Source organism: Pseudoxanthobacter sp., from assembly GCF_036822375.1.
GTDB lineage: Bacteria > Pseudomonadota > Alphaproteobacteria > Rhizobiales > Segnochrobactraceae > Pseudoxanthobacter.
The window spans coordinates 1,992-6,045 of the sequence record NZ_DAISHT010000138.1 but is presented as its reverse complement, the minus strand read 5'-3'; the positions used below and the strand labels follow the sequence as shown (position 1 = coordinate 6,045).

At 69.6% G+C, this 4,054-nt stretch carries 4 protein-coding genes; 1 reads left to right on the top strand and 3 read right to left on the bottom strand.

Translation table 11 applies throughout. The features are described 5' to 3' along the window. The first annotated feature begins 75 nt into the window (after positions 1–75). A complete protein-coding gene (locus V7067_RS12485; RefSeq protein ID WP_334176231.1) occupies positions 76–579 on the top strand; it encodes a peptide deformylase in 504 nt (167 codons plus the stop codon). A 43-nt stretch (positions 580–622) separates the two neighbouring features. Here the strand turns inward: V7067_RS12485 and phoB are convergent, their stop codons facing one another. From phoB to V7067_RS12470, 3 genes are all read right to left on the bottom strand, one after another. Further along, positions 623–1,321, bottom strand: coding sequence for a phosphate regulon transcriptional regulator PhoB (phoB, locus tag V7067_RS12480; protein ID WP_334176230.1), 699 nt, complete (start codon positions 1,319–1,321; stop codon positions 623–625). 196 nt (positions 1,322–1,517) lie between these two features. Next, complete coding sequence (gene phoU, locus V7067_RS12475; protein ID WP_334176229.1) at positions 1,518–2,234, bottom strand: phosphate signaling complex protein PhoU; 717 nt, start codon at positions 2,232–2,234, stop codon at positions 1,518–1,520. A 171-nt stretch (positions 2,235–2,405) separates the two neighbouring features. Next, complete coding sequence (locus V7067_RS12470) at positions 2,406–3,797, bottom strand: ATP-binding protein (RefSeq protein ID WP_334176228.1); 1,392 nt, start codon at positions 3,795–3,797, stop codon at positions 2,406–2,408. Positions 3,798–4,054 lie beyond the last annotated feature (257 nt).

Here is a 4,054-nt window from a genome sequence, read left to right as displayed (position 1 = left end):
CCGTGCAAGCCAGACCGTGCAAGCCGGCCTGCAAGCCGTTCCCGGCAACAGCCGGGCAAGACCCGAGGAACAGCCATGACCGTGCGGGACATCGTCCGCTTTCCCGATCCGCGCCTGAAGGTCCCGGCCGCGGCCGTGACCGCGTTCGGCGACGATCTGGCGGCGCTGGTGGAAGACCTCGCCGACACCATGGCCGCGGCGCCGGGGATCGGCATCACCGCGCCGCACATCGGCGTCCCGCAGCGGGTGGTGGTGATCCGGCTTTCACCGGCCGAACCGCGGCGCGTGTTCATCAATCCGGTCATCACCGAGGCCAGCGTCGATCTGGCGCGGGCCACGGAAGGCAGCGTTTCGATGCCGGGCGTGGTGGAAACGGTGGAGCGGCCGGCCCGCGTCACGGTGCGCTATCAGGATGCGGCCGGCGGCGTGCACAGCGAGAGCCACGCCGGGCTCATGGCGGTGTGCCTGCAGCACGAAATCGACCAGCTCGACGGCCGTTTCTGGACGGAACGGCTGTCGCGGCTGAAGCGCGACCGCCTTGTGGCGCGCTATGCCAAGCTGCGCCGCGCGGGCAGCTGAGGCGCTGCCCTGCCGCAGCGGCCCGGCCGGCGCGCCGGACCGCTCACCGTGCGGTGCTGAACTGGTCGTCGAAGGCATAGCCCGCGCCGCGCACGGTGCGGATCGGGTCTTTGGCCTTGCCGCGGTTCAGCGACTTGCGCAGCCGGCCGATGTGCACGTCGACGGTGCGCTCGTCCACATAGACATCGTGGCCCCACACGCCGTCGAGCAGCTGTTCGCGGGCAAACACCCGGCCGGGCGAGGTCATGAGGAATTCCAGCAGGCGGAATTCCGTCGGCCCGAGGTGGATTTCGCGGCCCGCGCGGCGCACCCGGTGGGTTTCGCGATCCAGTTCCAGATCGCCGGCCTTAAGCTGGGTGGCGACCACCTCCGGCTTGGCGCGGCGCAGGATGGCGCGCACGCGGGCCATCAGCTCCGGCACCGAGAACGGCTTCACCACATAATCGTCGGCCCCGGTGGCGAGCCCGCGGATGCGCTCCGCCTCCTCGCCGCGCGCTGTCAGCATGATGATCGGCAGCCGGGCGGTCTCCTCGCGCGCCCGCAGGCGGCGGCACAGTTCGATGCCGGAAAGGCCCGGCAGCATCCAGTCCAGCAGCAACAGGTCGGGCTGGTTTTCCCGCAGCAGCAGTTCCGCTTCGTCGCCCCGGCCGCAGTTCTCCACGCTGAAGCCTTCCGCTTCCAGATTGTAGCGCAGGAGCAGGCTGAGGGTTTCCTCGTCCTCGACGATCATCACCGATGGCATCGGCTGGCATCCCCGGTCGGGTGTGGCAAAGTCGGGTGTGGCAAAGGTGCGGCGGCCCGCCGGCGGCATCCGGCCCGGCCGGCACCCGCAGACCTTCCTGAAAGTCCGTTCGGGCCGGGCAGCCCGGGCCGTTCCGGCCGGGGTGCGGGGTCCGCAGTCCTGTCCCGCCGCGCCGGAGCGGCGCAGCCGGCCGCGCTTACGACTTGCCGAACTCGATGGTGGTGAGCGCGGTGTCGTCCTGCTTCGGGCGCTCCAGCGAGGGCTGCTCGCCGGTCACCAGATAGTGCACGTTCTCGGCAATGTTGGTGGCATGGTCGCCGATGCGCTCGATGTTCTTGGCGCAGAACAGCAGATGCGTGCAGAACGTGATGTTGCGCGGGTCTTCCATCATATAGGTCAGAAGCTCGCGGAACAGCGATGTATACATCGCATCGATCTCGTCATCGCGGTTGCGAACCGCGGTGGCCTCTTCGATATCGCGGCTGGTGTAGCTGTCGATGACGGCCTTGATCTGCTCAAGCGCAATCTCGGAGATGTGTTCGACACCGAGAACGAGACGCTTCGACTGGTATTGCCCGTTCATCGCCACCACGCGCTTGGCGATGTTCTTGGCCAGATCGCCGACGCGCTCCAGATCGTTGGAAACGCGCAGCGCCGCCACCACCTCGCGCAGGTCGCGCGCCATCGGCTGGCGGCGGGCGATGATGGAAACGGCCAGTTCCTCAACCCGGCGCTGGGTCAGATCGAGGCGCTGGTCTTCCTGAATCACGCGCTGGGCAAGCGTCGTGTCGATGCGCGAAAGCGCGGTGACGGCGTCGGCCAGCAGCTGCTCGGCCTGTCCGCCCATTTCGGCGATCCAGCCGGCCAGCTGCTTCAGCTCGTCGTCATAGGCCACCACGGTGTGTTCGGGCATCGCGATATCGCTCTCTTTCGATTCGTCGGTCGTTGCAGACAGGCCCCGGCCTGAGTGCGGCAGACCCCCTGATGTGAGGCAGACCCCTGTCGGGCGGGGCTTTGCAGGGCCGATCCTTCAGACCGCAGCGAAGGGGCCGCGTGCCGCTTCCGCTGCCTGCGCCGCCTTCTTTTATGACTCTCCCATGGTCGTTTTATGAACGTCCAGAGCTTTGATTTCATTCATCTCCCCGGCGTCCGGCAGCGGCAGCGGCGCCGGCGCCTGTCCCGGCAGGCAATCGAGCCGCACGAGGAAGGTCGCCCCCTTGCCCGGCTGGCTCTCCACCGCGAGGCGGCCGCCGTGGCGGGCGAGGATGTGCTTGACGATCGACAGCCCCAGCCCGGTGCCGCGCTGGGCACGCGAGGTGGCGACATCGACGCGATAGAAGCGCTCGGTCAGGCGCGGCTGATGCTCCGGGGCGATGCCGGGGCCGAAATCGCGCACCGCCAGCACTGCCACGGGCTTGGCGCTGCTGTCGTCGAGCCGGCAGGAGACCTCCACCCGCCGGCCGCTGGCGCCGTATTTCAGCGCATTCTCGGCCAGGTTTTCCACCACCTGAACGAGTTCGTCGCGGTCGCCGCGCACCAGCGGACCGGAAGCCGGCAGGTCGCGGGCGATGCTCACTTCCAGTTCGGCGGCCAGCGGCTCCAGCCCGTCGAGCACGGTGGCGACGACCGAGGCCAGATCCACCGTCTCGGAGGGGCGGATGTGGGCGCGCATCTCGATGCGCGACAGGTGCAGCAGGTCGTCGATCAGCCGGCCCATGCGGCGGGCCTGCTCGGCCATGATGGCGAGGAAGCGCTCGCGCGCGGCCTCGTCGCGCCGCGCCGGGCCCTGCAGCGTTTCGATGAAGCCGGTCAGCGAGGCCAGCGGGGTGCGCAGTTCGTGGCTGGCGTTGGCAACGAAATCGGCCCTCAGCGTCTCCAGCCGCCGCTGCTCGGAGAGGTCGCGGACGATGATGAGCAGGAAATCCGGCCGGCCCGTGCGCCGCTCCCGGCCGGGCAGGGCGATGGGGGCGATGTAGGCCTCGAACCAGCGGTCGGTCGGCACCCGCTCCGACCAGCCGATGCGCGTTGCCGGCTCGCCGGCCGCCACCCGGTCGATGGCCTCCAGCACCACCGGTGCGCGCAGGCGGAACGAGAACGGATCGCCGGGCTGGATGGCGCCGAAGGTTGCCGAGGCGGCGGCATTGGAGCAACGCACCCGTCCGCGTGCGTCGGCCAGATAGCAGGGCTCGGGAATGGCCTCCACCACAAGGCGCATGCCGCCGTCGGGCCACACCGGACGCACCTCGCGGACGGGCTTGCGCAGCACGCGCCGCCGCACCCGTGCGCCAAGCCCGAGTGCGGCAAAGAAGCCCACGAGGCCGATGAGGCCGATGCCCGCCAGCGCCGGCCCGGAGGCGAGGTCGCCGTGCAGGGTGACGGCGACCAGAAAGCCGATTGCCACCAGAACCGGCGCCAGAACCGCCGGCACCGTGCCGGGCGTGTCCGGTCCGGGGGCAAGATCGTCGTCGCTGTCCATAGGGCCTCCGGCCTTTTCTTGCTGTCGCGCGGGCTGCTTTGCCGGCTCACAGAGGACCGCGAAGCCGCAATCCGTGTCGACCGGCCACTCTTGTCGCCAAGCATGACGATTGCGCGACAGCGCGCAAGAAGATCGCGCAACAAGACCGTGCAGGCCGCGCGGAGATGAAGATCGCGCCCGGTCGCCTGTGCACAGGCGGCGGCCGGCGGCCTGTTGTGCGGCCCGGCGCGCTCTTGTTGCACTGCAGCACGGGCGGG